Source organism: Amycolatopsis thermoflava N1165, from assembly GCF_000473265.1.
GTDB classification, from domain to species: Bacteria; Actinomycetota; Actinomycetes; order Mycobacteriales; family Pseudonocardiaceae; genus Amycolatopsis_E; species Amycolatopsis_E thermoflava.
Map to the genome: position 1 here is coordinate 836194 of NZ_KI421511.1, position 21384 is coordinate 857577.

At 71.9% G+C, this 21384-nt stretch carries 19 protein-coding genes; 12 read left to right on the top strand and 7 right to left on the bottom strand.

What is annotated here, in order from left to right:
• Positions 1–2 precede the first annotated feature (2 nt).
• From AMYTH_RS0104250 to AMYTH_RS0104265, 4 genes are all read left to right on the top strand, one after another.
• Positions 3–779 carry an ATP-binding cassette domain-containing protein gene (locus tag AMYTH_RS0104250; protein WP_209440831.1) on the top strand — a complete coding sequence of 259 codons (777 nt, stop codon included), beginning with the start codon at positions 3–5 and terminating at the stop codon, positions 777–779.
• A gap of 123 nt (positions 780–902) precedes the next feature.
• Complete coding sequence (locus AMYTH_RS43830) at positions 903–1769, top strand: LLM class flavin-dependent oxidoreductase (protein WP_209440742.1); 867 nt, start codon at positions 903–905, stop codon at positions 1767–1769.
• Positions 1745–2665, top strand: a complete 921-nt coding sequence (locus tag AMYTH_RS46900; protein ID WP_157360535.1) for an LLM class flavin-dependent oxidoreductase — start codon at positions 1745–1747, stop codon at positions 2663–2665. The genes AMYTH_RS43830 and AMYTH_RS46900 overlap by 25 nt, the downstream gene beginning before the upstream one ends.
• Positions 2666–2668: 3 nt before the next feature.
• Entirely contained in the window at positions 2669–3007 is a 339-nt protein-coding gene (locus AMYTH_RS0104265; RefSeq protein WP_027929250.1) for a P1 family peptidase, read from the top strand.
• Here AMYTH_RS0104265 and AMYTH_RS0104270 read toward each other — a convergent pair.
• From AMYTH_RS0104270 to AMYTH_RS43855, 7 genes are read right to left on the bottom strand one after another with little or no spacing between them, the layout of a single operon-like run.
• On the bottom strand, positions 2968–4521 hold the full coding sequence (locus AMYTH_RS0104270) for an ABC transporter substrate-binding protein (RefSeq protein ID WP_027929251.1): 1554 nt from the start codon (positions 4519–4521) through the stop codon (positions 2968–2970). The genes AMYTH_RS0104265 and AMYTH_RS0104270 overlap by 40 nt on opposite strands.
• Positions 4518–6167: a dipeptide ABC transporter ATP-binding protein gene (locus tag AMYTH_RS43840; protein WP_037322252.1), complete on the bottom strand. Its 1650-nt coding sequence runs from the start codon at positions 6165–6167 to the stop codon at positions 4518–4520. Before AMYTH_RS43840 ends, AMYTH_RS0104270 begins: the two co-directional genes overlap by 4 nt.
• A complete protein-coding gene (locus AMYTH_RS43845) occupies positions 6160–7053 on the bottom strand; it encodes an ABC transporter permease (protein ID WP_084022509.1) in 894 nt (297 codons plus the stop codon). Before AMYTH_RS43845 ends, AMYTH_RS43840 begins: the two co-directional genes overlap by 8 nt.
• Complete coding sequence (locus AMYTH_RS0104285) at positions 7050–8009, bottom strand: ABC transporter permease (protein WP_027929252.1); 960 nt, start codon at positions 8007–8009, stop codon at positions 7050–7052. The genes AMYTH_RS43845 and AMYTH_RS0104285 overlap by 4 nt, the downstream gene beginning before the upstream one ends.
• On the bottom strand, positions 8009–9313 hold the full coding sequence (locus tag AMYTH_RS43850; RefSeq protein WP_051362519.1) for a sulfatase family protein: 1305 nt from the start codon (positions 9311–9313) through the stop codon (positions 8009–8011). The genes AMYTH_RS0104285 and AMYTH_RS43850 overlap by 1 nt, the downstream gene beginning before the upstream one ends.
• Before the next feature lie 23 nt (positions 9314–9336).
• A complete protein-coding gene (locus AMYTH_RS0104295) occupies positions 9337–10188 on the bottom strand; it encodes a formylglycine-generating enzyme family protein (RefSeq protein ID WP_084022510.1) in 852 nt (283 codons plus the stop codon).
• Positions 10185–12002, bottom strand: coding sequence for a sulfatase-like hydrolase/transferase (locus AMYTH_RS43855; RefSeq protein ID WP_051362520.1), 1818 nt, complete (start codon positions 12000–12002; stop codon positions 10185–10187). Before AMYTH_RS43855 ends, AMYTH_RS0104295 begins: the two co-directional genes overlap by 4 nt.
• 115 nt (positions 12003–12117) lie before the next feature.
• On the opposite strand from AMYTH_RS43855, the gene AMYTH_RS43860 reads away from it, so the two are divergent.
• From AMYTH_RS43860 to AMYTH_RS0104335, 8 genes are all read left to right on the top strand, one after another.
• Positions 12118–13131, top strand: coding sequence for a LacI family DNA-binding transcriptional regulator (locus AMYTH_RS43860; protein WP_037322254.1), 1014 nt, complete (start codon positions 12118–12120; stop codon positions 13129–13131).
• 622 nt (positions 13132–13753) lie between these two features.
• Positions 13754–15256 (top strand): APC family permease, encoded by a 1503-nt coding sequence (locus AMYTH_RS43865; RefSeq protein ID WP_051362522.1) that lies wholly within the window; start codon positions 13754–13756, stop codon positions 15254–15256.
• A 61-nt stretch (positions 15257–15317) separates the two neighbouring features.
• Positions 15318–16517 carry a GNAT family N-acetyltransferase gene (locus AMYTH_RS0104315; protein WP_051362523.1) on the top strand — a complete coding sequence of 400 codons (1200 nt, stop codon included), beginning with the start codon at positions 15318–15320 and terminating at the stop codon, positions 16515–16517.
• A 19-nt stretch (positions 16518–16536) separates the two neighbouring features.
• Complete coding sequence (locus tag AMYTH_RS49830) at positions 16537–17328, top strand: NtaA/DmoA family FMN-dependent monooxygenase (RefSeq protein WP_209440743.1); 792 nt, start codon at positions 16537–16539, stop codon at positions 17326–17328.
• A complete protein-coding gene (locus AMYTH_RS49835; protein ID WP_209440744.1) occupies positions 17325–17837 on the top strand; it encodes an LLM class oxidoreductase in 513 nt (170 codons plus the stop codon). Before AMYTH_RS49830 ends, AMYTH_RS49835 begins: the two co-directional genes overlap by 4 nt.
• A 111-nt stretch (positions 17838–17948) precedes the next feature.
• Positions 17949–19550 (top strand): ABC transporter substrate-binding protein, encoded by a 1602-nt coding sequence (locus AMYTH_RS0104325; RefSeq protein WP_027929255.1) that lies wholly within the window; start codon positions 17949–17951, stop codon positions 19548–19550.
• A 2-nt stretch (positions 19551–19552) separates the two neighbouring features.
• The gene (locus AMYTH_RS0104330; RefSeq protein WP_027929256.1) at positions 19553–20509 is read left to right on the top strand and encodes an ABC transporter permease; all 957 of its coding nucleotides are present in this window, start codon (positions 19553–19555) and stop codon (positions 20507–20509) included.
• Entirely contained in the window at positions 20506–21369 is an 864-nt protein-coding gene (locus AMYTH_RS0104335; protein WP_027929257.1) for an ABC transporter permease, read from the top strand. The genes AMYTH_RS0104330 and AMYTH_RS0104335 overlap by 4 nt, the downstream gene beginning before the upstream one ends.
• The last annotated feature ends 15 nt before the right edge of the window (positions 21370–21384 follow it).

A 21384-nucleotide genomic window follows, 5' to 3' on the forward strand; every position in this document is an offset into this window, starting at 1 on the left:
TCCTGCTGTCGGCCGAGGGGCTGCACCGGTCCTTCCGCCTGCCCCGGCGCTCGCTGTTCGGCCCACGCGGCGAGCGGCACGCCGTGCGCGACGTGTCCCTGTCCGTCGAAGCCGGGCGGCACCTGGGCATCGTCGGTGAGTCCGGGGCAGGCAAGTCCACCCTGCTGCGGCTGCTGCTCGCGCTCGACCGGCCCGACTCGGGCGCCGTCCACTACCGCGGCCGCCCCGTCGAGGGCGGGCGGCTGACCTGGTTCCGGGAAGCCGTGCAGGTCGTGCTGCAGGACCCGATGAGCTCGCTGGACCCGCGCAGCGTCGTCCGCGACATCGTCGCCGAACCGCTGGAGTGCCTGCGGGTGCCCGGCGACCACGACGAGCGCGTGGCCGAGGTGCTCACCGATGTCGGCCTGGAACCGGACGCCGCCTGGCGCTACCCGCACGAGTTCTCCGGCGGACAGCGCCAGCGGATCGCGATCGCCCGCGCGCTCGCGCCCCGTCCCGAGGTGCTCGTCGGCGACGAACCGTTCTCCGCGCTGGACGCGTCCGTGCGTGCCCAGGTCATCGCGCTGGTCCGCGACCTCGCCACCCGGTTCGGGCTCACCCTCGTGCTGGTCTCGCACGACCTCGGGGTCGTGCGGCAGCTGTGCGACGAGGTGATCGTCCTGCGGGACGGCGCGGTCGCCGAGCGTGGCGACACCGCCGACGTCCTGCAGGCGCCCCGCCATCCCTACACCCGGGCCCTGCTGGCCGCGGTCCCGCGGCTGCCCGAGGAGGTGCCATGACCGCGTTCAAGCTCGGTTTCCTCACCCACGTCCACGGTCCGGGCAAGGACCGCGCGACCGTGCTGCGGGATCTGCTGGAGGTGTTCACGGCCGCCGAGGAGCTCGGGTTCGACCGGGGGGTGGGTGGCCCAGCACGACGTCCGCGGCGACTACGGGCGTCTGCCCTCACCGCTGGTGTTCTTCGGCGCCGTGGCGGCGCGCACGTCCCGCCTGCGGCTGGGCACCGCTGTCACGGTGCTGCCGCTGGAGGACCCGGTACGCCTGGCCGAGGATGCCGCCGTGCTCGACGCGCTCTCCGGCGGCAGGCTGGAGCTCGGCCTCGGCACCGGAGGCGCGAACCAGGAAGCCTTCGCTGTGTTCGGGCACGATGCCGCGCGGCGCCGCGAGCTGTTCGACGACCGGCTCGCCACCTTGCGCCCGGCGCTGCGCGGCGACCTGCTGCCGGGCGGGTCGCACGTGCTGCAGCCGCCGGCTCCAGGGCTCGCCGGCAGGCTGTGGCAGTCCACTTCGGACACCGGTCGGGCCGCCGCGATCGGCCGCGCCGGTGACGGGCTGCTGCTGGGCACCGCGGTGCACGACCCGCGCACCGTGCAACGCCCGCTCGCCGAGGCCTACCGGACGGCCGCGGTGAACCCGCGGTACGCCATCGTGCACGCCGTCTTCCCCGCCAAGGACCGGCAGACCGCCCGCGACGACCTCGCCCCGGCCCTGGACGTCCACCGCGCGAACTTCGCCGAGCTGGCCGGGCTGTCGGCCGAGGAGCACCTGGCGCGGATCAACGTCCACCACGGCGCGACGGAGGAGGTCGTGGACAGCCTGCGCGCCGACCCGGCCCTGCTCGGCTACCTCGGTCCGGACAGCTGGTTCCTGCCGGTCGTCCAGCACGAGGTGTCCCAGGTGGACGCCGACATCGAACGGTTGCGGATCATCGCCACCGAGATCGCGCCGGCCCTGGGGTGGCAGCCGTGCGCCCTGCGCTGGGGTTCCTGACCCACGTCCACGGTGCGGGTGCCGAGCCGGGGCGGCTCTACCGCGACCTGGTCGAGCTGTTCGTCGCGGCCGAGGAGCTGGGCTATGAGTCCGGCTGGGTGGCGCAGCACCACTTCCAGCCCGAGCACGGACGCCTGCCCGCACCGCTGGTGCTGCGCGCCGCCGCCGCGGAACGCACCAGCCGCATCCGGCTCGGCACCGCCGTCACCGTGCTGCCGCTGGAGGACCCGCTGCGCCTCGCGGAGGACGTGCTCGTGCTCGACGACCTGTCCGGTGGCCGGGTCGAGCTGGGTCTGGGCAGCGGGGCGGCGTCGGCGGGGGAGTTCGCCGTGTTCGGTCGCAACGCCGACCGGCGCCACGGTGACTACGACCGCAACCTCGGCGTGCTCACGCAAGCGCTGGCCAGTCACCCAGTCGCCGGCCGCCTGTGGGAGTCCACGCTGCGGCCCGATGCGCTGGTGCGCGGCGCTCACGCCGGGCGGGGGCTGCTGCTCGGCGCCGGCCCGGCGGACCCGGTGCAGGTGAAGCTCGCCGACACCCACGTCGCCGCGCGGCGGGGCCGGACCCGGATCGCTACCGTGCGGGGTGTCTTCCCCGGCCCGGACGCCGCCACCGCCGCCGCCGAGCTCGCTCCGGGTGTCGCCCGCTACCTGCCGCTGCACGTCCAGGCCGGGTGGGCGCCGCACGCCCGCGTCGGCGTGCACGAACTGCTCCGGCTGATGAACGTCCAGTACGGTCCGCCTGCGCGGATCACCGAAACGCTGCGAGCCGATCCGGTGCTGTCCGGCCACGGCACCCACCTCATCGCCGCGGTGCAGGCCGAGTTCGACGCTCGACCAGGCACTGCGGCGGCTCGAGGTACTGGCCCGCGAGATCGCCCCGCACCTGGGAGGTGACAGATGACCACCGCGGTCGGGAAGGGCAACGTCGGTGCCGGGACGGGGGCGATCGCGGCCGAGATGAAAGGCGGCGTGGGCACCGCGAGCACTGTCCTGCCCGACGGCACCGTGGTCGCCACCTCGGCGGCGCTCACCGTGCCCGAGGCGTACCCCTTCGCAGGCGGGGGCCAGGACGGGCTGGCGCTGAGCGTGCGCCCGTCCCACGGCCTCGGCGATGGCGACACCGTGTTTTCGGTCGTCACCGGCGCCACGGCGGCCGGGTTCTGTGGGATCCCCGCCGCCGAGGCGCCGTGGGCTCTCTACTTGACCGTCGCCTTGTCGAGGATCAGGTACTTGTAGGTGTTCCAGTCCACGCCGCGCACCGAGCCGGTGTAGACGTTGGTGACCGTCGTCGACACCAGGTTGATGACGAACTGCTCGTCGCTGAGGAGCTGGGTGTAGGCGTCGTACGCGGCGTGTGCCGCCGCGCTGTCCGGGTCCGGCTGCTCCCAGACCCTCTCGACGAGCGCGGCGTAGTCGGCGGACCGGTAGCCCGACAGGTTGCCCTCCGGCTTGAACGGCGCGGCGCCGGTCGCCAGGGTGGCCGGGCTGTTCTGGCCGAAGCCGTGCGGGTTGATCCACAGCTGGGACCTGCCGCTGTTGAGGGTCTGGGTCAACGCGGCCCCGTCCAGCGGTTCGAGTTCGACCTTGATGCCGATATCGGCCAGGTTGTTCTGCACGATCGCGGCGACCGACTTGGCCGGTGCCAGTGCCGTGTTGTACGAAAGGCGCAGTGGCTGCGCCGGCGCGCCGCCTGCCTGGGTGAGCAGGTCCCTGGCCTTGGTGAGGTCACGGGTGTAGCGCGTGGCGAGTTCCTGGTTGTAGGCCGGTGAGTCGGGTGACCACGGCGCGCTGTTGACCGACCCGGTGTCACCGAACACCTCGTGCAGGATGCGTTCACGGTCCACGGCGTAGGCGATGGCCTGGCGCACAGCGCGGTGGGACAGCGCCGGGTCGGTCACGTTGGCGCCGATGTAGTAGTTGACGTCCCAGATGTTCTCGGGCTCGACGGTGTAGGCGTCGTCGCCGCGGAACGGGGTGAGCGCCTGCACGCTGGCGTCCACCACTACGTTGGTCTGGCCCGAGCGTACCGAGTTCAGCAGGGCGGTCTCGTCGGGAATGACCTTCAGGTCCACCTCGTCGACCTTCGGCGCGCCGTTCCAGTAGTCGTCGTTGCGGACCAGCCGCACCTGCTGGCCGCGCTGCCAGCCGGCGAACTTGAACGGGCCGGTCCCGATGAACTGCTCGCCGGCCTTGAGCTGGTCCGGGGTCTCCCGGTCGGTCAGCAGGACGAACTCGAGCAGGTCGAAGAGGTTCACCAGCGGGTGCGCCAGGTGCAGGACCGCGACGTGGGGGTCGGCGGTGTCGACCGCGGTGACGGCGGCCGCCGCGGGGCGCAGCTGCGACGCCGCGGCGGCCGAGGCGTAGGTCTTCAGCGAGTAGGCGACGTCCTCGGAGGTCAGCGGGCGTCCGTTGTGGAATTTCACGTCGTCCCGCAGGGCCAGGGTCACGGTCCGGCCGTCGGGGGAGACGGTCCAGGACTTCGCGACGGCGGGCTGCGGTGTGCCGGTGGCCCGGTCGTAACGGATCAGCGTGTCGTAGAGCAGCCTGCCGATCGTCATCGACGTGGTGCTCTGGCTGTAGATCGCCGACGGGGTGAGGTCCGACAGGGTGCCGACGACGAGTGTGCCGCCGGCCGCGCCGGAGGCTTGCTTCGCCTGGTCGACCGCGGACGAGCAACCGGCCGCGACGGTGACCGCGGTGAGCGCGGCGGCCAGGCGCAGCAGCCAGGTCCGTGGACGGGAGGGGGTCATGGAGTCTCCTTCTCGGATGGGGAGTGGCGGCGACGCTGGATCGCCGGGTCGGGGACCGGCACGGCCGCGACGAGGGTTCGGGTGTAGTCCTGGGCCGGGGAGCCGAACACCGTGCGCGCGGGCCCGGTCTCCACGATCCGGCCGGACTCGAGGACCGCCACCCGGTCGGCGATTTCGCTGACCACGGCGAGGTCGTGGCTGATGAACAGCGCGGCGAAACCGAACTCGGCGCGCAGCTGCGTGAACAGCTCCAGGATGCGGGACTGGACCGAGACGTCGAGGGCGCTGGTCGGTTCGTCGGCGACGACGAGCCGCGGGGACAGGGCGAGGGCGCGGGCGAGGGCGGCGCGCTGGCGCTGGCCGCCGGAGAGTTCGCCCGGACGGCGCCGGCCGGCCGCGGCGGGCAGGTGCACCGCGTCGAGCAGCTCGGCCACCCGCCGCCGGATCCGGGCGCGGTCGCCGGCTCCGTGCACGACGAGCGGTTCGGCGACGCAGTCGTCGATCGTCCACAGCGGATCGAGGGAGGCGGCCGGGTCCTGCGGCACCAGGGCGAGGTCGCGGCGCAGCGCCCGCAGCTCGGCGCGGCGGAGCGTGCGCGGGTCCCGTCCGAGCAGTCGCACCGTGCCGCTGGTGGGCGGCGTGACGGCCAGGGCGACGCGCCCGATGGTCGTCTTGCCGGAGCCGGATTCGCCGACCAGGCCGAGCACCTCACCCGCCCGCAGCTGCAGGGACACGCCCTCGAGCGCGGTGAAGGCCGGCGCCCGGCCCCGGCCCGGGTGGACGACGGACACGCCCTCCAGGTCGACCACCCGGTCCCCGGCAGGCGTCGCGGCCTCCCGCGAGTCCGTCGTGCTCAGTCGCGGCACGGCGGCCAGCAGCTCCTTGGTGTAGGAGGCCTGGGGCGTGCGGAACAACTCGGCCACACCGGCTTCCTCGACCACGTTGCCGTCGCGGAGGACGACGACGCGATCCGCGAGGTCGGCGACCACCCCCAGGTTGTGGGTGATCAGGAGGATCGCGGTGCCGGTCTCGTCCCGCAGCCGGCGCAGCAGGTCCAGGATCCCGGCCTGCACGGTGACGTCGAGGGCGGTGGTCGGTTCGTCGGCGATGATCAGCCGGGGGCGCCCGGACAGGGCGAGCGCGATGACCACGCGCTGCTTCTGGCCGCCGGAGAGCTGGTGCGGGTACCAGTCCAGGCGCCGCTCCGGATCGGGGATCTCGACGGTGCTGAGCAGTTCCACGGCCCGGTCCCGAGCGGTGGCCTTGTCGAAGCCCGGGCGCAGCCGCAGCGCTTCGATCAGCTGGCGGCCGATCGTCTGCACCGGGTTCAGCGCCGTCTGCGGTTCCTGGAACACCATCGCGGCCACCCCGCCGCGGAGCCGGTTGAGGGTGCGTTCGTCCGCGCCGACCACCTGGGTTCCGGCGAGCACGATCGACCCCTCCGCGCGGGCTCCGTCCGGCAGCAGCCCGAGAACCGCGCGCGCGGTGAGGGACTTGCCGGAACCGGACTCGCCGACGAGGGCGACGATCTCGCCCGGTGCGACGTCGAGGTCGATGCCGTCGACCGCGCGGGCCCGGTCGGAGCGGGTGCCGAAGCTGACTGCCAGGTTCTCGATGCGCAGCAGCGAGGCGTCGGTGTCAGTCACGGCCTGCCTTCCCGAGTGCCTGGGCGATGAGGTAGAAGCCGACGCTGAGGGCGACCACGACGGCGAGCGGCGCGACCGCGAACCACGGCCGGATCTCGATGTAGAGCAGGGAATCCGCGATCACGCCGCCCAGCGACGGCGCCGGGGGCCGCACGCCGATGCCGAGGAAGCTCATCGCGCTCTCGGCGAAGATCGCCCCCGAGAACGCCAGCGCGACGTGGACCGCGACCGGTTCCAGCGAGTTCGGCAGCACGTGCCGCCGCAGCACCCACCCGCCGGGCGCGCCGATGACCCTGGCGGACTCGACGAACGGCAGTTCCCGCACACGCAGCACCTGGGACCGGATCAGTCGGCCCACGATGGGCGCTTCGGTCACCACGATCACGGTGATCACCGTCGGCGTGCCCGGGCCGGCGACGAGCGCGAGCAGGACGCCGAGGATCAGGGCGGGGAACGCGAGGACGACGTCGAACACCCGCTGTGTGATCAGGTCCGCCAGCGGGCGCGTGGTGGCCAGGAGACCGATGAGGATCCCCAGGACGGTGCCCGCCGGAACGGCGATCACGGCCACCAGCAGGCTGGTCCGGGCGCCGTGGAACACGCGGGCGGCGATGTCGCGGCTGAGCTGGTCGGTGCCGAACAGATGACCCGCGCCCGGCGGCAGCAGCTGCGAGCCCGCGACCTGCCGGACCGGGTCCCAGGAGGTCAGCAGCGGCGCGAACAGGCCGGCCAGGCAGACCATCGCGACCAGCACCACGCCGGCCAGACCCGCCCCGCGGGTCAATGACGCGGCGAACCGGTGCCGGCTGCGCCAGGAATCCCGCGCGGCGGGCCCGGGCGGCGCCGGTGGTGCGGCCGGTTCGAGCTGGTGGGACAGTTCGCTCATGGCCGGCCCTCCAGGCGGACGCGCGGATCGAGGAACGCGTGGGCGACGTCGGTGACGATCTGAATCACGACGAACACCGCGACCGACAGCAGCACCAGCGCCTGGACCACCGGGTAGTCCCGGGCTCCGACGCTCTGCGTCAGCAGTTGACCGAGCCCCGGCCAGGCGAAGATCGCCTCGACCAGCACCGCACCGCTGAGCAGGGCGCCGGTCTGCAGGCCGAGCACCGTCAGGAACGTCGGCAGCGCGTTGCGCAGCGCCCCCCGGGTAAGGATGCGCCGGGCCGGGGTGCCCAGGGCGCGGGCGGTGAGTACGTAGGGCTGGCGCCATTCCCGCCGCAGCGCCTCCGACAGGAACCGGGTCAGCGCCGCCGCCACCGGCAGGGCCAGGCACGTCGCGGGGAGCACCAGGTACTGGGCGGTGATGTCCAGGCTGGCGAAGTAGCCCTCGGGTGGGATGCCGCTCGCGGGCAGGACGGGCAGCAGCACGGCGAACACCAGCACGAGCAGGACACCGCTGACGAACGGCGGCACCGCGATCGACACCGTCACGAGCGTGCCGAGCACGGTGTCCAGCCACCGCCGCGGGCGCACCACCCAGGCGATCGAAGCCACCAGGCTGAGTGCGACGGCGACGACGACCGCGGTCACGGTCAGCACGAGCGTGTTGGCCACTCCGTGACCGATGAGCGAGCCGATCGGTCCGCCGATCACGTACGAGGTGCCGAAGTCCAGCCGCAGCACGTTACCCAGCCAGTGCCAGTACTGGTAGACCAGCGAGTGGTCCAGGCCCAGCTGGGCGCGGACGGCCGCGATCGTGTCCGGAGCAGCGTCGGTGCCGGCGATGACGCGGGCAGGGTCGCCGGGCACCAGGCGCAGCGCGACGAACACCACCATCGAGGCGAGCAGCAGCACCAGCACACCGGAGCCGATGCGGGTGAGCAGGTGGCGGCGCATCAGGCCACGCCCTCTTCCAGCCGGGCCAGGTACGCCGCGGTGTTCTTCTCGGCGACGGCGCTGCCCTCGGTGTCGGAGGGCAGGTGGTCGCCGGTGTCCCGGCGCCACTGGTGCAGCAGCTCGGCCAGCTCTGCTTGGACCGCGGCGTACTCGGGCCGCCCGGCGACGTTCACGGTTTCGCCCGGATCGGCCACGAGGTCGTAGAGTTCCACGGCCGGCCGCGGTCCGGCGTAGCGTCCGGCGACCGCGGCGCCGGACGGGCTGCCCGCGATGTCCAACGGCAGCACCAGTTCCGGCCGTGCGGCGTAGTTCTCCAGGTAGCTGAAGCGTTTGGTGCGCACGGCGCGGATGGGGTCGTAGCTGTCGTGGTAGGTCTTCTCGGTGAAGACCTCTGTGCGGGCGTCGGCCGTCTCGGTGCCGAGCACCTGCCCGGCATGGGAGACGCCCTGCACCGCGGCGGGGACCTCGACGCCGAGCAGTTCCAGCAGCGTCGGGACCAGGTCGACCCCGCTGAAGAGACCGTCGAGGCGCCGCGGTGCGATGCCGCGGCCGCGCGGCGGCCGGATCATGAAGGCGATGCCGGTGCCCGCCGCGTACAGGGTGGACTTCGCGCGGGGGAACGCCGCGCCGTGGTCGGTGTGGAAGACGACCCACGTGTTCCCGGACAGGCCGTGCCGGTCGAGGGCGTCCAGCAAGCGGCCCAGTGCGGCGTCGGCCTTCGCGATCGCGCCGTGGAAGCCGGCGAGGTCGGCGCGGACCTGCGGGGTGTCGGGCAGGTGGTCCGGCACCGGCACCGTCGCCGGGTCCGGGTGGGTGTAGCGGTCCTCGGGATAGGGCCGGTGTGTTTCGAAGAAGCCGGCGTTGAGCAGGAAGGGCCGGTCCCCGATCCGGCCGAGGAAGTCCTCGGCGAGCGCGACGACGTGGTCGCAGAACGAGTTCGAGACGTCGTATTCGGCGTACCCGAGGCGGCCGGGGTCGGAGCTCTCGTGCTGCATCCCGAACAGCGCGGTGTGCCAGCCCTGTGCCGCGAGCACGGCGGGCAGCGTTTCGACGTCGTCGTGGTACTCCCAGCCGTGGTGCGCCAGGCCGACCAGCCCGTTGTGGTGGGGGTAGCGCCCGGTCAGGATCGACCCCCGGGCGGGGGAGCACAGGGGCGCGGTGGCGTGGGCGTCGGTGAGGACGATGCTGTCGGCGGCCAGCCGCCGGGTGTGCGGGCTGACGACTCCTTCGGCGCCGTAGCTGGGCAGGTGCCGGCCCAGGTCGTGCCAGTGGACGAGCACGACGTTGTCGGGGGTGTCGGGCACGGGTGTGCTCTCTTCCTTCTCTCTCAGGCGGCCACGCGAAAGCCGGCGTGGCCGGTCGAGGTGTCCGGGGTGTTGGCCGTGCGCGCCGAGGTGCGGTACCGGCGGCAGTAGGACGCATGACACAGGTAGGAACCGCCACGCAGCACCGGGCGGGGATCCCCGGCGCGGAATGTGTCCGCGGTCCACTCCCACACGTTGCCGGTGGTGTTCAGGAGTCCGAACCCGTTGGGCTCGAAGGAATCCACCGGGACCGTCCCCACCGGCCCTTCGGGCCGGTGCGGGAATTCGCCGCGCCAGACGTTCATCCGGTGGTCGTCGAACTCGGCACCCCAGGGGAACGGCTGCTGCACCAGACCGCCGCGGGCGGCGAACTCCCACTCGGCCTCGGTCGGCAGCCGGACCCCCGCCCAGCGGCAGTAGGCGAGGGCGTCGGAGTGGGAGACGTGGACGACCGGGTGCGTGGCACGGTCCTCGATGGCCGACCGTGGGCCTTCCGGGTGCCGCCAGTCGGCGCCGGGCACGACACGCCACCACGGTGCGGCCGCGACAGCCGGTGTAGGCGGGGCGTCCGGCGGCAGGAGCCCGGCGAAGACCAGCGAGTCGCCGTACTGCTCGGCGCTGGTGCGGTAGCCGGTGTCGGCGACGAAGGCCGCGAACTCGGCGTTGGTGACGGCGTGCGGTGCGATGGCGAACGCGGCCACCTCGACCTCGCGCACCGGTCCCTCCCCGTCGCCGGGATGGGCGCGGGAGTCGTCACTGCCCATGAGGAAGCGCGCCGCTTGCAGGTCGATCAGGCCGGTGGAACGGGACCGCGTCGCGTTCGGCGGTGTTCCGGCGTGTTTGCCGGGCGGACGGCCGGGGGTGCAGCAGGTCATGATCCCGCTCCCTGAGCGGTGAAGGCGAATCGCTCCCAGAGGAAGACGGGAGACTGGGGCGTGTAGGTGCCCTCGATTTGGAACAGCAGGTAGCGGCCCGCGCCGCGCACGTACTCGTGGTCGTCGTCGGCCGCCGCGGCCACGGTGTCTCGGAAGGGCCGCACATGCTCGGGTGGCAGGGCGGTGAGCGCGTTGAGCGCCTCCAGGCGGACCGGGGCGGGCTGCGCGGCGGCCGAGAGTCCGGAAAGGACCGCCACGGCGTTCTCGTCGCCGGCGAAACGGGCGAGGGACTCGGCCGCGGGAATCACGACGAAGGGGTCGGGATCGTCGCCGACGACGGCGCGCAGCCGCGCCGCCTGCTCGGTCGCCGCGGCGCCGAGCGCGAGGATCCCGATCGCGCCCCAGCGGCGGACCGTCGCGTCGGGGTCGTCCAGGGCGCGGAGAAAACGGGGCAGTTCCGCGGGATCCTGGCGGGTCACCGCGTCGGCGACGTCGAGGACGCGCTCCAGCGGGTACCGGCCCGGCTCGCGGCTGCGCTCGTAACCCTCCACGGGGGAGCCTTCGGGCAGGAAACCGTTGTCGTGCACCGCGAGCAGGTGGGCGCGCAGCGCGCGGGCCAGGCGCTCCTCGACCGCGGCGTGGTGCGGATCGCCCGCCAGGTTGACGACCTGGTCGGGGTCGCGGACGGTGTCGTAGAGCTCGACACCGGGCTTGGGGCGCCAGAACGCGTCCTGGACGGGGTCCAGCCGGCCGGCCCGGTGCTCCTCCTCCCACGACTGGTAGGCCGCGGCGAGCCAGGCGAACCCGAGGTGCCGGCCGTGGGGGCGGTGCGGGTGGTAGTTGCGGATGTAGCGGTACCGGCCGTCGCGCACCGTGCGGATGACGTCCGGGCGTTCGTCCATGCGGTTGCGCATGCCGAAAGCGAGCCCGGCCGCCGGGTCGAAGGCCGGCTGCGCGAGGCTGAGTCCCGCCATGTGGCCGGGGATCCCCCCGCCGGCGAGGTCCACCAGGGTGGGCGGGATGCGGATCGTGCTCACCGCGGCTTCGATCCGCGTGCCGCGCGCGGGGAAGCGAGCGGCGAAGCGGTCCGGCGCCGCGATGATCAGCGGCACCTGGAGCCCCTCGTCGTAAAGGAACCGTTTGGAGCGCGGGTGGACGCCGCCGTGGTCGGAGGTGTGGATGACGATCGTGTCGCCGGCCAGCCCGTCCGCGGTCAGCTGGGCGAGGAGTTCGCCGACGAAGGCGTCCAGGTTCGCGATGTGCCGGTAGTGGCGCGCGAGGTCGCCGCGCACGGCCGGCGTGTCCGGCAGGTAGGCGGGCACGCGGACCGCCGCGGGTGCGACCTCCGGGGTCTCCGGTGTGAACACCGAGCTTTCGTGTGTGCCGTCGAAGTTGAACACGGCGAGAAACGGGGCACCGGCCGGACGGTTGCGCCAGTGCGCGTCCGGTGAGCTCTCGTGCCAGATCGCGGCCGGGTCGAGGGTGGCGTTGTAGTCGGTTTTGGCGTTGTTGGTGCAGTAGTAGCCGAGATCGCGCAGAATCTCCGGGTACGTCCGCATCCAGCCGGGGATCTTGGCGCGGGCGCGCTGGTGGTTGGCCGGCGCGTTGCTCTCCGGGGCCACGCCGGTGAGCAGCGCGAACCGGGAGGGCGCGCACACCGGGGCGGCACTGAAGGCGTGCTCGAAGACAACTCCGCGCCGGGCCAGGGCGTCCAGGTGGGGAGTCCGGGCGTGCGGGTCGCCGTAGCAGCCGAACCGGGGCGGACAGTCCTCGCCGACGATCCACAGGATGTTCGGACGCTGGTCCGGCGGCATGCGCTGCTCCTTGCACTGCGTTGCACCGAGGCTTGTTACACGTGTAACTTGGTTGCCGCAGAGTTACACGTGTCATCAGCTGGGGCAAGTGATCCCAGAATGTGGAGGGCCGCGCGTGACCAGTGGTTCCGGGTCTCGCCCGACCAGCGCCGACGTGGCGCGGCTGGCCGGGGTCTCCAGGGCGACGGTGTCCTATGTGCTCAACGGTAAGGACGGCCACCGGGTCAGCGAGGCGACGCGCGACAAGGTGCTCGCCGCGGTGCGGACCCTGGACTACGCGCCGAACGCGGCGGCGCGGACGTTGCGCGCCGGGCACGGCGACGTGGTGCTGATGCCGCTGCCCAGCCTGCCGCTGAGCCCGCCGATCGACGCGAACATCCAGCACCTGGACCGCGAGCTCGCCGAGCGGGGCCTGCGCCTGTTGCTGCACGGTGACCGCTCCGGCGCCGGCGCGGCCGGTGTGCGGTCCTTCGCCGAGCTGCGTCCGGCGGCGGTGTTGCTGGACGCGCACCGGTGCACCCCGTCGGCGGTGCGCCTGCTCACGGGGGCCGGTGCGGTGGTGCTGGCGATCGGCAAGCCGCGCAGCGCGCGTGTGCCGTACCTGCCGATGGACTCCGTCGCGGTCGCCCGCCTGGCGACGCGCTACCTCCTCGACCAGGGGCACCGGCGCCTGGCGTGCCTGGTGCCCGGACCGCCGCTCGTGCCGCTGTCCGAGCCGCGGTTCGCCGCGGTGGCCGGCCTGGCGGCGGACGCCGGGGTGCCGGTGGAACGGGTGGACTGCCGCATGGACGTGGACAGCCTGCGGCCGGCGGTGGCCCGCTGGCGCGGGTCGGCTCGTCGCCGGCCGACGGCCGTGTACGCCTACAACGACGAATTCGCGCTGCTGCTGATCGAGGCATTGCGCGGGGCCGGTCTGCGGGTTCCCGGGGACATCGCGGTGATCGGCTCGGGGAGCTTCCCCATGGGAGCCGTGCTGCGCCCGACGCTGACGACGACGCACATCCCGGCCGGGCAGATCGCGCGGGCGCAGGCGTCGACGGTGCGGCGCCTGCTGGACGGGGAGCCGCTGAACCACGAGGAGATGGCCGCGGCGATGCAGCCGGTCCTCACGGTGCGCGAGTCGGCCTGATCGTCCCTGCCGCCGGGCGGCGAGCGAAGCTCCCGCCGACCACGACGGCCTGACGGGAACCCCCTGCGCGCCGGTCTCCTCGCGGCACTGCTCGCGGCTCGGGCCCGCGCCCACCGGAGCGGCGTGATGGGGATCAAGCGCCGCACCACGCCGCGGACCGGGCTCGCGCCGGGCGCCGCGGCCGCCCGCGACCGCGCTGCCGGAAGGCCGTCGTGTGCGTGAACGGCGCGTCGGGAGAGCGTGATGTAGAACGTCACCTTGACCGACGACGTCAGTCCCGCGCTGTCCCGGCCGACGACATCGCCGCCGTGCTGTTCGCGAGCTGACCCGTTCCACCCAGTGGCCGCCTGGTGGGATTGGTGGTCGATCCTTGCGCGGTCAACTACTGTCGCGATCATGTCGAAGGCAGTCGCCTTGGCCGGCAGGCGATACGTCGACCTGTGCCGGCTCTTCGGTTCACTCTGTCGCTGATCCCCTCCAGCACGGGCGGCCACGCACCCGTGGCCGGCTCGATTCTGTTCGTCCCCCGCGATTCCTGTCCCGGGATGCTTCGTCGTGCCCGGCGAATCCCCTGGGGTCCCCGTTTTCCGGTTTTCGGTACCGAGAGGTTCGGTCTCCCGCCATGACTGCAGAAAGTTCCACCCCGGCCGGCGCGCCCGCGGTTCTCGACCCGCCAGACGGCGAACTGCGCACCGGCGCCGTGTCCGGACTGGGGGTTTTCGCCCAGGGCCTGGCCGCCGCGGCACCCAGTGTCGCGATCGCCAGCGTCCCGGGCTCGCTGTTCCTCGTCAGCGGCAAAGGTGCGCTATGGGCGGCGATCATCGGCGGGGTGCTCGTGTACCTGGTCGCCAGGGTGATCGCGTTACAGGCACGGCGGACGGTCTCGTCCGGTTCACTCGGCACGTACGCGGGTAACGGTCTCGGCCCGGTCGCCGCGTTCGTGACCGGGTGGGCACTGATCCTCGGGTACATCGGGTTCGCGGCGGGCGGTGTGCTCGGGGCGGTCCTGTACTTCAATTCGTTCCTGCAGGAGATCGGTCTGCACACCGATCACCTGGTGGTCAAGATCGTGCTCCTGGTGCTGGCGACCGCCGCGGCGCTCTACATCCCCTTCCGCGGCGTGAGCGTGTCGGTGAAGCTGGGGCTGGGGTTCGAAATCGTGTCCCTGGTGGCGATCGCGGTCATCCTGGTGGCCTCCTACGTCGCCTACGGGGCGCGCATCGACGGTGCGCAGTTCGACCTGTCCCACCTGGGACACAGCACCACGCTGATCGCCGCCGTCACAGCGGTCGGGTCCTACGCCGGGTTCGAGAGCGCTGCCTCACTCGGGCACGAAGCGCGCGACGCGCACCGCAATGTGCCCCGCGCGATCCTGCGGCTTGTCATCGGACTGGCGGTGCTGTACCTGCTGGCCACCTATCCGGAAGTCCTCGGTTTCCAAGGGCCCGAACCACTCGGCACGGACAGCACGCCGCTGCCGGTGGTGGCCCAGAACGCCGGGGTCGGCTGGGTGACCTACGTCGTCGACCTGTCGCTGGGCACCGCGATGATCGTGTTCTCCTCGGCGGTCATCAACTCCGGCGCCCGCAGCCTGTTCACCCTCGCCCGCGAGGGCGCGCTCCCTGGCCCACTGGGTCGCGTGCACCCGCGCTTCCGCACACCGCATCCGGCGATCGCGCTCGTCGGGCTGGTCGGGTTCGTGATCGGGCTGATCGGCACCGTCACCTCGGTCGGCCGCTTCCAGTGGGACGTCTACGTGGGCATCGTCTCCAGCTACGCGTACCTGTTCGCCTACCTGCTGGTGACGATCGCGACGCCGCTGTGGCTGCGCAGGATCAAGGCGCTCACGCCGGGCGGCCTCGTGGTGTCGGTGCTCGCGGCCGTGGGCATCTTGTACGTGATCTACAAGAACCTCGTGCCGGCGCCGGAGGGCGCATACCGGTACCTGCCCTACGTGTTCCTCGTGCTGCTGCTGGCCGGGCTGGCCCGCTTCCTCCGGCTGCGCGCCGTGCGCCCCGAGGCCGCGGCCAGGGTGGGTTCGATCCAGACCCTGTCCGAATCGGAGCAGGTGCGCCTGGCCGAACTCGGCATCCTCGACACCATCCGCCGCCGCGACCTCCGTTGACGAGCCGCACCACCCACTACTTCGCCGGCCTCGTCGCGGACGGCGGGAACGGAGGAATCCGGTGACAGAGCACATCCGGACGTTGACCACCGCGGACGAGATCAACGCCGGCTTCCGCGTGTTCCTGCGCGCCATGGTCGGGCTGCCGATCCACGACGTGGACGCCGTGGAGGTGACCGACCCGGGACGCTACCTCGGCGCGCTCGACGGGACCGAGATCGTCGGCAGCACCGACTCCTACGGGAGCTGGCTGGCCGTGCCGGGTGGCGCGCGCGTGCCGCACGCGGCGGTCACGCACGTCGGCGTGCTGCCGACGCACCGGCGCCGTGGCATCGTCAGCAGGCTCATCGCGCGGCAGCTCGAGGACATCGCTGCGCGAGGCGAGGTGGTCGCGTCGCTGCGGGCTTCGGAAGCGGTGATCTACGAGCGGTTCGGGTACGGGGTCGCCAGTTCCGCGCGATCCGCGCGCGTGAACCTGCGCCGCGCCGGGCTCCGTCCGGAAGTGCCCGCGGGCGGCCGGGTCCGGCTCCTCGACGGCGCGGTGACGACGGAGGCCCTCGCCGGCATCGCCGACCGGGCGGCGTGGCCGGGCGCGATCGGCCGTCCCGCGGGCTGGTGGCGGCTGCGGGAGATCCTTCGCGCGGCGGACCCGGTCACGCACTACGTCGTGGTGCACAGCACCGACGGCGTCGACGACGGCTACGCGGTCTACCGGCCCCTGGACACCGGCGGCTGGTTCGCCAGCCAGGAGAAGACCGTCACCGTCACCGATTTCGTCGCCCTCACCGACTCGGCGCGGGCGGGGCTGTGGCGCCACCTGCTGTCCCTGGACCTGGTGGACGTGATCGCGTTCGAGTCGCTGCCGCTGGACGATCCGCTGCCGCTCGCCGTCGTCGACCGCAGGGCGGTCGAGCTGGGTCCCGAGCGCGACGAAACCTGGCTTCGTCTGGTCGACGTCGAGGCCGCGTTGCGCGAGCGCGCCTGGGGTGAGGAGGACCCGGTCGCGCTCCGCGTCAACGACCCCCTCCTGGATAGCAACAACGGCACCTTCGAAGTGGGCCCGAAATCCGTGGCGCGCACGAACGCCGCCCCGCACCTGAGCGCCGACGTCGCGACGCTGGCCGCCGCCTACCTGGGCGGTACCCGGTGGCGCCACCTGGCCGCGGCCGGCCGGGTCGCGGTCCACGATCCGGACGCCCTGCGGCGTGCGGACGCCCTGTTCGCCACACCGTCGGCGCCGTTCTCCGGCACCGTGTTCTGACCCGACAGGAGATTCTTCGATGACCCGTCAGCTCCACCTGCTGCTCCTGGGCAATCCGCGGTTCGGCAGTTCCTGGCGCTACCCCGGGGTGGTGAACGGTCCCGCCGCCGTCCTGGAATCCGTGATCGAGGCGGCGAAAACGGCCGAACGCGGAACGTTCGACGCGATCTTCTTCGCCGACACCCTCAACTACGGCCCCGACGCCGCCTGGCCGCACAAGTCCACCGAGGACTTCGAGCCGTTCACGACAACGGCGGCGCTGTCCCGGGAGACCGAACGCCTGGGGCTGGTCGTCACCGGATCGGCCACCCTGCAGGCGCCCTACCACCTCGCGCGGCAGCTGATCTCGCTCGACCACCTCAGCGGTGGACGCGCGGGCTGGAACGTGGTGACGAGCTTCGCGCAGGCGGCCGCGGACAACTTCGGCGACGCCGGCGTGCTCGCCCACGACGAGCGGTACCGCGTCGCGGGGGAGACCCTGGAAGTGGTGCTGAAGCTGTGGAACTCGTGGGGCCCGGACACGATCGTCGAGGACCGCGACGCCGGTGTCTACAACGATCCGGCCCGGATCCGCGTCCCCGCGCACAAGGGCGAGTTCCACAGCGTCCGCGGACCGCTGGGCGCTTCGCCGTCGCCACAGGGGCATCCGGTGATCTTCCAAGCGGGATCCTCGCCGGCAGGACGAGCCTTCGCCGCGCGCAACGCCGAAGTCGTCTTCACCGGCCAGGGCGATCTCGATCGCGGGCGGGGATTCGTCGAGCAGATCCACGGGCAGGCACGCTCGTCCGCCGCGACGCGGCACCCCTGGTGACACCGTCGCTGGGGTTCGTCATCGACTCCACCGAGGCGGAGGCGAAGGCGGTCGAGCGGACGCTCTTCGAGCAGTTCATCCCGGAGTACCAGATCGGGTGGCTCCAGGAGGTCGACATCGACCTCACCGGCGCGGACCTCGACGGGCCCGTACCGCTGGACGCCTTCGCCGACACGACCGAGACCCACCAGACCGCACTGGCCGGCTACCGCGCACTGGCCACGCAGGGAACCCCCACGGTGCGCGAGTTCCTGTTCCGCACGGTGACGGCGTTCGGCGCTCGGGTCGTGGGTTCCCCGGAACGGATCGCGGACGAGATCGAGCGGTGGTTCACCGCGGGCGCCGCCGACGGCTTCATCCTCGGCCCGTCCGGCATTCCCGGGCAGCTGGACGCCTTCGTCGACCACGTCGTCCCGATCCTGCGCCGTCGCGGTCTGTTCCGGCACGAGTACGAGGGCGAGACACTGCGATCACACCTCGGGATCCCGAACCTGTTTCCCACTTCGTGAGCAGGCTCAGGAAAAACCCGCGAACGTATTACATTCGGACGAGTGAACCGAGGTCCGTTGTGGACCGACCTCTCCCCAGCCTTCTCCCCGAGGAAAGAAACCCCACCCACCATGCCCTCATCCAAGCGCACACTGCTCGCGTGGACGGCCGTGGTCACGAGCCTCGTACTGACGCTCGCCGGCTGCGGTTCGGACACCGGCGCGGTCGCGGGTTCCCAGCCCCGCGACGGCGGCACGCTGATCATCGGCCAGTACCAGGAAGTGACGCAGTTCGACCCCAACCGCCAGTACTCCTGGGAGACCTGGCGGATCGACCGCAACATCTACGAAACGCTCGTCGACGAGGACCTGTCCGCGCCCACGGGCGTGCCGAAGATCGTGCCCAGGCTGGCGACGTCGTGGACGGTGAGCCCGGACGCGACGACCTACACGTTCCAGCTGCGCCAGGGCGTGAAGTTCAGTGACGGCACACCGTTCGACGCCGAGGCCGTGCGGTTCAACGTGCGGCGGTTCACCGATCCGTCGTTCGAGTACTACGACAAGGTGAGCGCGGCGACGATGTCACTGGTGTACGGGGACCTGGCGTCCTTCGAAGTGGTCGACGACCACACGGTGCGGTACACGTTCAAGCACCCGTTCCTCGACTTCCTCCGCCAGATCCCGAACAGTGGCAACGCCGCGTCAGGCATCTTCAGCCCGGAAGCGCTCAAGAAGTACGGCCAGGACGGGCTCGCGGACCACCCGGTCGGCACCGGGCCGTTCGTCTTCACCGAGCGCGTCCGCGGTGACCACACCACGCTGGAACGCAATCCGGAGTACTGGGGGCAGCGCCCGCACCTGGACAAGGTGATCTTCAAGCCCATCGGTGACGACCAGAGCCGGGTCGCCGCGCTGCAGACCGGCACCGTCGACGTCATCAGCCGGGTGCCACCCGATTCGGTGTCCACTTTGGAGAGCGGCGGATTCTCGGTGCCCGAGAACAAGGGTGTTCCGCAGATCATCTACTACAGCTTCAACTTCGACAACCCGTACCTGCGGGACCAGCGGGTGCGGCAGGCGATCATCCAGGCGGTGGACCGCAAGCAGCTCGCCGCGAACATCTACAAGGGCCACGCCGAAGCGGCCACCTCGATCGTCAACCAGGGCAACGAGGCCTACGACGCCTCGGCCGTCGACTACCCCTTCGACCCGGGGGCGGCGAAGAAGCTGCTGGCCGACGCGGGGTACCAGCCGGGCCAGGTGAAGTTCACGATCCTGTCGGACACCACCGGTCAGCCGACGGCGGAATACCTGCAGCAGTCCTTGACCGCGGTGGGCATCGACGCCTCGGTGCAGTCGTTCGAATGGATCACCTACGGCACCCGCACCGCCAACCTCCAGCCGCAGGACGGTCTGTACCTGGGCGAGTGGGGCTACGTCGCGCCCAGCTGGGTCAAGATCGCCCACAACAACAGCGTCGTCAAGCACGGCGGGGACGCGTACTCCGCCACCAGCGCGGCGACGGTGCAGGCGATCGACGCGGCCGCGTACAACCCCGACCCGGCCAGGTCGGCCGAGTTGTGGCAGGCGGCGGCCCGGTCCTGGGCGAAGGACGCGACGATCTTCCCGCTGCTGTCGTTCAACCGGTACTACGCCGTCGCGCCGCGGGTCGGCGGATTCGTCTGGCCGCAGCAGAACCACTACGACCTGTCCCGGGTCTGGGTGGCGGACTGATCATGGTGCGCCGGATCCTGTGGCGGCTGGCCGGTCTGGTCCCGCTGCTGTTCGTGATCAGCCTGCTGGTGTTCTTCATCGCGCAGGCCGGTCCCGCCGACCCGGTCAAGGACGTGCTGAGCCAGAAGATGTCGGCCGAGCAGATCCAGCAGATCCGCGAGGCCTACGGCCTGGACCGTCCGGCGTGGGAGCAGTACCTGACCTGGCTGAAGGAGATCTTCACCAACGGTGGCGGGCTGTCGCTCAGCGTCCGCAGCCCCGTGTCGGGAATCGTGTTCCCGGCGTTTCTCAACACGCTGATCCTCGGGGCCGCAGCCACCGTGGTGAGTGTGGTCCTCGGCGTCGCGATCGGCTTCGTGTCAGGGATCCGGCACGGCAGGACGGCGGACCGGGTCGTGATGCTGTTCGTCCAGATCGGCAGCAACCTGCCGGTGTACTGGTTCGGGCTCGTGGTCATCTGGCTCACCGCGGTGCGCTGGAAATGGTTGCCACCAGGGGGAATGCACGATCTGCGCGGCGACGGCGGGTTCGGTGACCTGCTGCTGCACCTGATCGCGCCCGCCTTCGCGGCCTCGCTGGTGTCGATGCTGATCATCGCCCGGTTCGTCCGCGCGGCCGTCATCGAGAGCGAGCAGTCCGACTACGTCCGGACCTACCGGTCACAGGGGTTCGGCCGGGCGGCGATCCTCGGCAAGCACATCGGGCGCAACATCCTGTCCCCGATCGTGAACACCACCGGGCTGACGGTCGGCTCGGTGATCACCGGGGTGGTGTTCGTCGAGACGATCTTCTCCTGGCCGGGGATCGGCAGCGTGCTGCTCAACGCGATCGGTGGTTCGGACTACCCGGTGATCCAGTCGGGCATCCTCCTGGTCGCCACCACGTTCGTGGTGGTCAACCTGGTCACCGACGTGCTGCTCGACCTCCTGAACCCACGACTCCGGCACGGTGGCGCATGAGCACGAGCACCCACGCGGTGGTCCCGCCGCGGCTGAGGCGGTCCTTCCCCGCCCGCTTCGTCCGCAATCGCGAGGCGCTCCTCGGTCTCGTCGTGCTCGTCGTCGTGATCGGCGTTTCGGCGCTGGCTCCCTGGCTGGCGCCGGAGGACCCGAACGCGGGTGACGCCGGCAACGTCCTCGCCCCGGTCGGGGCGCCCGGCCACCTGCTGGGCACCGACGACCAGGGCCGGGACGTGCTCAGCCGGGTGATCCACGGCGGCCGCGGCGCGCTGGTGGTTGCGATTTCGTCGGTGACAGTCGCGGTGGTCGTCGGCACCGCGCTGGGGCTGTTCGCCGCGTTCGCCGGCCGCCGCACCTCCGGGGTGCTCATGCGCGTGGTGGACCTGATGTTCGCGTTCCCGGTCATCCTGGTCGCGCTGTCGCTCGCCGCGATCCTCCAGCCGGGGGCGTGGGTGCTGATCGGGACGGTCGTGTTCGCCGCGGTGCCCTACGTGACCCGGATCGTGTTCGCCGAGGCCAGAATCGAGCGGGAGAAGGACTACGTCGAGGCGGCACGCTCGCTGGGCGCTTCGGAGGCGGCCATCGTGCGCACCGAGGTGCTGCCCAACCTGATCTCGTCCGTGGTGATCTACGGAACCAGCCTCGTCGGCGTCAACATCGTGTTCACGGCGAGCCTGAGCGCGCTCGGACTCGGGATCCAGCCGCCCGACGCGGACTGGGGCCGGATGATCTCCGAGGGCGCCAAGGTCCTGGTGACCGGGCACCCCGGCGTGGCCACCTTCCCCGCGGTCGCCATCCTCCTCGTCGCACTGGCCTTCAACTGGCTCGGCGACGGGCTGCGTGACGTCCTCAACCCGTGAGCTTGCAGGTGATGA

Bases quoted from the DNA above. Each gene is read 5' to 3' on its own strand.
- AMYTH_RS49830 (WP_209440743.1), top strand. From the start codon at position 16,537: ATGACCCGTCAGCTCCACCTGCTGCTCCTGGGCAATCCGCGGTTCGGC.
- AMYTH_RS0104330 (WP_027929256.1), top strand. From the start codon at position 19,553: ATGGTGCGCCGGATCCTGTGGCGGCTGGCCGGTCTGGTCCCGCTGCTG.
- AMYTH_RS0104270 (WP_027929251.1), bottom strand. From the start codon at position 4,521: ATGACCCCCTCCCGTCCACGGACCTGGCTGCTGCGCCTGGCCGCCGCG.
- AMYTH_RS0104295 (WP_084022510.1), bottom strand. From the start codon at position 10,188: ATGACCTGCTGCACCCCCGGCCGTCCGCCCGGCAAACACGCCGGAACA.
- AMYTH_RS43865 (WP_051362522.1), top strand. From the start codon at position 13,754: ATGACTGCAGAAAGTTCCACCCCGGCCGGCGCGCCCGCGGTTCTCGAC.
- AMYTH_RS43855 (WP_051362520.1), bottom strand. From the start codon at position 12,002: ATGCCGCCGGACCAGCGTCCGAACATCCTGTGGATCGTCGGCGAGGAC.
- AMYTH_RS0104325 (WP_027929255.1), top strand. From the start codon at position 17,949: ATGCCCTCATCCAAGCGCACACTGCTCGCGTGGACGGCCGTGGTCACG.
- AMYTH_RS0104335 (WP_027929257.1), top strand. From the start codon at position 20,506: ATGAGCACGAGCACCCACGCGGTGGTCCCGCCGCGGCTGAGGCGGTCC.
- AMYTH_RS0104285 (WP_027929252.1), bottom strand. From the start codon at position 8,009: ATGCGCCGCCACCTGCTCACCCGCATCGGCTCCGGTGTGCTGGTGCTG.
- AMYTH_RS43845 (WP_084022509.1), bottom strand. From the start codon at position 7,053: ATGAGCGAACTGTCCCACCAGCTCGAACCGGCCGCACCACCGGCGCCG.
- AMYTH_RS0104265 (WP_027929250.1), top strand. From the start codon at position 2,669: ATGACCACCGCGGTCGGGAAGGGCAACGTCGGTGCCGGGACGGGGGCG.